This window comes from Parolsenella sp., assembly GCF_982402205.1.
On record NZ_CEVYAT010000149.1, the window covers coordinates 1 to 3,909 of the forward strand.

The following is a 3,909-nucleotide window of genomic DNA, read 5'->3' on the forward strand; positions in this document are numbered from 1 at the left end:
CTCGACCACGTCGCGAACCTTCTGTTCGGAGGCCTCGACGCCAAGCTCCTCGAGCTCGCGCAGGACCTCGCGACGAATCTTCTGGCGGCTGACCTCGACGAACGGGGCGAGGTGCGTGAGCGAGATGGACTGGCCGCCGTACTGCGAGGAGGCCACCTGGGCGATGATCTGCGTGGCGATGTTGCAGGCCGTCGAGAAGCTATGGGGCTTCTCGATGAGGGTGCCCGAGATGACGGTGCCGTTCTGCAGCATGTCCTCGAGGTTCACAAGGTCGCAGTTGTGCATGTGCTGGGCGTAGTAGTCAGAGTCATGGAAGTGGATGATGCCCTCGTTGTGCGCCTGCACGACGTCCTCGGGCAGCAGCATGCGCATCGTGAGGTCCTTGGAGACCTCGCCGGCCATGTAGTCGCGCTGGACGGAGTTGACCGTGGGGTTCTTGTTGGAGTTCTCCTGCTTGACCTCTTCGTTGTTGCACTCGATGAGCGACAGGATCTTGTCGTCCGTCGTGTTGTTCTGGCGCTTGAGGCCCTGCACGTAGCGGTAGGTGATGTAGTTGCGCGCAACGGAGAAGGCGCCCTTGGCCATGATCTGGTCCTCGACCATGTCCTGGACCTCCTCGACCGTGACGGTGTGGCCGCACACGGAGGCCTCCGCCTCGACGGCGTCGCCCGCGTCAACGATCTGGGCGTGGGTGAGGCGCTGCTCCTCGGGCACGGTGATGTTGGCGCGCTCGATCGCCGCGACGATCTTGCCGACATCAAACGTTACCTCTGAGCCATTACGCTTCACGATCTTCATGAGACGTCTCCCTAGCCATCATCGAGCGCGACGACCGGCGTTGCCGGCGGCCGCGCATGGTGTTGCGTTGCGCTCTCCCCGAGGAGGGCCGCCATTAGATACTACGTTAACCATTGGGCAATTCCAGTCTTGACATTGCCCAAGATATACAAGTTAGGTGGCCCTAGAAGTTCACATGCCACAATATGTTGTGTTTTATCAAAATGAGGCCAACAAACGCGCAGGTAGAACCATTCGACCGATTGCCCGCCTTGTCGTACCATATGTAGGTCGAATCTCGAACGTCCCACCACCGCTTGCACACATCGCCGGGCGGCGGTGCGCACCAACACACAGGAGGATCACATGCCCAACGAGGGAAGCTACGAGGTCGCCCAGAAGCGCAGCGACGCCATTCGCGCCGACCTCCCCCAAAACCCCGGCAACTACGTCATGCTCACTGGCGACCGCCCCACGGGCCGTCTGCACCTGGGCCACTACTTCGGCACGCTCAAGGGCCGTGTCGAGCTGCAGAACATGGGCGTGCGCACCAACGTCCTCATCGCCGACTACCAGGTCATCACCGACCGCGACACCACGGCCAACATCCAGGACAACGTCTACAACATGGTCATGGACTACCTTGCCTGCGGCATCGACCCCGACAAGACGATGATCTACACGCACTCCGCGGTGCCCGCCGCCAACCAGCTCATGCTGCCGTTCCTGTCGCTCGTCTCCGAGGCCGAGCTGCAGCGCAACCCCACGGTCAAGGCCGAGATGGAGGCAAGCGGCCACGAGCTCACGGGCCTTCTGCTCACCTACCCGGTGCACCAGGCCTGCGACATCCTGTTCTGCAAGGGCAACGTCGTGCCCGTCGGCCGTGACCAGCTGCCCCACATCGAGCTCACGCGCCTCATCGCGCGCAAGTTCAACGCGCGCTACGGCAAGGTGTTCCCCGAGGTCGACGCTCTGCTCTCCGACGTGCCGCTGCTGCCGGGCCTCGACGGGCGCAAGATGTCCAAGAGCTACGGCAACGCCATCTCGATCTCGATGACGCCCGAGGAGACGGCCAAGCGCATCAAGAAGAGCACGACCGACTCCGAGCGCCTCATCACGTTTGACCCCGAGAAGCGCCCCGGCGTCTCCGGACTCATCTCCACGGCCGCGATCTGCACGGGCCGCGACCCTCGCGAGATTGCCGACGAGATTGGCATGGGCGGTTCCGGCGCACTCAAGAAGTACGTCACCGACGCGGTCAACGACTACTTCGCCCCCATCCGCGAGCGCCGTCACCAGTTCGAGAACGACCTCGACTACGTGAAGGACGTCCTGCACGAGGGCAACCGCCGCGCCAACGAGGTCGCTAACCAGACGCTCGCCGAGGTGCGCGAGGCCATGGGCATGGTCTACTAGCGGCTGAAACACTCACCAGGCTACACAAAGGGGGCGGCCCGCGCGACTGGTTCGTGCGGGCCGCCCCTCGCTTGTGAGTAGCAATCGAATGCCGGCGCCGCGGCCGCGCACCCCAGCGAGCTGAGCTCGCAGGCGGCGGGCCGAGCATCACGTCGCCTACTTCTCCGAGGCATCGCCCTCGGAGAAGAGCACGCGCTCGACGATCTCGCAGGCGTCGGCGATGCAGCCCGGGCAGCTGCGCAGCATGCCGTGGTCACAATCGATGCCCTTGAGCTCGTGGCAGGTGGTGGAACCGTTCTTGTCATCGAAGGCAGCGAGAATCCGCTGCGAGAGCTCATAGCAGGTCTTCTTGGAGGCCGGCTTGTCGAGGTTGCCGTCGCTCGCGGCGAGGCCGGCGAGGTAGACGGCACCGGAAAGCGCACCGCACGTGCCCCTCATGCCACCCATGCCGCGGCCAAAGGCCTCCATGCTGCGGAAGGCCTCGCGCTCATCGACGCCCACGAGGTCGGCATAGGTGCAGGCGACGGCCTGGGCGCAGTTGTAGCCCTTGCGGTGCAGCTCGTCGGCGCGCTCGATCCTGGATTCCATAGTCATCTCCCCTACTGTGCGTCTGCGGGCAGCAGGCCCATGCCAAGCTTCTTGCCGCCCATAACATGCATGTGAAAGTGCATTACGGTCTGGCCCGCGTCGGCGCCTGCGTTGGAGATGACGCGGTAACCGCTCTCATCAATGCCCTCGCTCTTGGTGACCTCGTCGATTGCGTGGGCCATGGCAGCGAGCGTCTCAGCGGGAACGCCGTCGCAGATGTTGGCGTAGTGCTTCTTGGGAATCACGAGCACGTGGGTGGGCGCCTGCGGGTCGAGGTCGCGGAAGGCGATGACCTGATCGTCCTCGTAGACGGTGGTCGAGGGGATCTCGTGGTTGGCGATCTTACAGAAGATGCAGTCGGACATGGGTGCTCCTTGCTGAACGAGGGTGGCTAGTTGTTTGCCGAGGCGTCGGTGGTGTCGGGCACCGCGACTTCGGAGGTGCTGTCGAGAAGAACCTGGACCTTCTGCTCGGCGTTGTTCAGGCGCTCGCGCAGGCTGCGCAGCAGCTCCACGCCACGGGCGTAGCGCTCCAGCGCGTCCTCGAGCTCCAGGTCACCGCCCTCGAGCTGGCGCACGACGCGCTCGAGCTCGACGGAGGCCTCCTTGAACGTGAGGTCCTCGACCTTCTTGTCAGTGTTCTCGAGCGCCATGCGCCCTCCTATCCTTGTGGCCGCACGCGCGGCCTGTCTCAAATCCTACTCCTGCATAGCGGCGGGTGTGGTCTCGGTGACCGTGGCAGCGAACGAGCCAGAGCCCACGCGCACGCTCACCGAATCTCCCGGCGAGAGGGTGGCCGCGTCGGTCACGACATGACCGACCTCGTCGCGCGCGATGGCGTAGCCACGACCCAGCACCTTGAGGGGAGAAAGAGCATCGAGCGTGGCCGCGAGGCTCGCGACCCTGACCTCGTGGGGACGCACGATGCGCGGGGCGATGCTGGCAAGGCGGCCGCCCAACCCCTCGACCTCGCGGCCCGCACGCTCGAGATTGCGCGGCAGGGCGTCGAGCAGGCGCTGCTCGGCTTGGATGAGCTGGGCCTCGCGATCGCTCACGATGGTCTCGGGGCTCGAGAGGCAGCGGCGCGACGCCATCGACTCGACGTTGAGACGCTCGTGGGAGAGGCGGG

At 64.7% G+C, this 3,909-nt stretch carries 6 protein-coding genes; 1 reads left to right on the plus strand and 5 read right to left on the minus strand.

Annotated elements, in window-relative coordinates:
* A partial coding sequence (gene nrdD, locus AC1VTH_RS07210; protein ID WP_481335471.1) for an anaerobic ribonucleoside-triphosphate reductase occupies positions 1-798 on the minus strand: 798 nt, incomplete at its 3' end.
* A gap of 345 nt (positions 799-1,143) precedes the next feature.
* Between nrdD and trpS the strand changes: the two genes are divergently transcribed.
* Positions 1,144-2,193, plus strand: a complete 1,050-nt coding sequence (gene trpS, locus AC1VTH_RS07215) for a tryptophan--tRNA ligase (protein WP_481335472.1) — start codon at positions 1,144-1,146, stop codon at positions 2,191-2,193.
* 156 nt (positions 2,194-2,349) lie between these two features.
* Here the strand turns inward: trpS and AC1VTH_RS07220 are convergent, their stop codons facing one another.
* The 4 genes from AC1VTH_RS07220 to AC1VTH_RS07235 form a co-directional block, all read right to left on the minus strand.
* Positions 2,350-2,781 (minus strand): C-GCAxxG-C-C family protein, encoded by a 432-nt coding sequence (locus AC1VTH_RS07220; protein WP_481335473.1) that lies wholly within the window; start codon positions 2,779-2,781, stop codon positions 2,350-2,352.
* 11 nt (positions 2,782-2,792) lie between these two features.
* A complete protein-coding gene (locus AC1VTH_RS07225; RefSeq protein ID WP_293825942.1) occupies positions 2,793-3,146 on the minus strand; it encodes a histidine triad nucleotide-binding protein in 354 nt (117 codons plus the stop codon).
* A gap of 26 nt (positions 3,147-3,172) precedes the next feature.
* Positions 3,173-3,433: an exodeoxyribonuclease VII small subunit gene (gene xseB, locus AC1VTH_RS07230; protein WP_293673854.1), complete on the minus strand. Its 261-nt coding sequence runs from the start codon at positions 3,431-3,433 to the stop codon at positions 3,173-3,175.
* Positions 3,434-3,478: 45 nt separating this feature from the next.
* Positions 3,479-3,909, minus strand: a 431-nt coding sequence (locus tag AC1VTH_RS07235; protein WP_481335474.1) for an exodeoxyribonuclease VII large subunit, incomplete at its 5' end; no start/stop codon positions are given.

Excerpts from the sequence above, each read along its gene's own strand:
- trpS (WP_481335472.1), top strand. The coding sequence starts at position 1,144 with ATGCCCAACGAGGGAAGCTACGAGGTCGCCCAGAAGCGCAGCGACGCC.
- AC1VTH_RS07220 (WP_481335473.1), bottom strand. The coding sequence starts at position 2,781 with ATGGAATCCAGGATCGAGCGCGCCGACGAGCTGCACCGCAAGGGCTAC.
- AC1VTH_RS07225 (WP_293825942.1), bottom strand. The coding sequence starts at position 3,146 with ATGTCCGACTGCATCTTCTGTAAGATCGCCAACCACGAGATCCCCTCG.
- xseB (WP_293673854.1), bottom strand. The coding sequence starts at position 3,433 with ATGGCGCTCGAGAACACTGACAAGAAGGTCGAGGACCTCACGTTCAAG.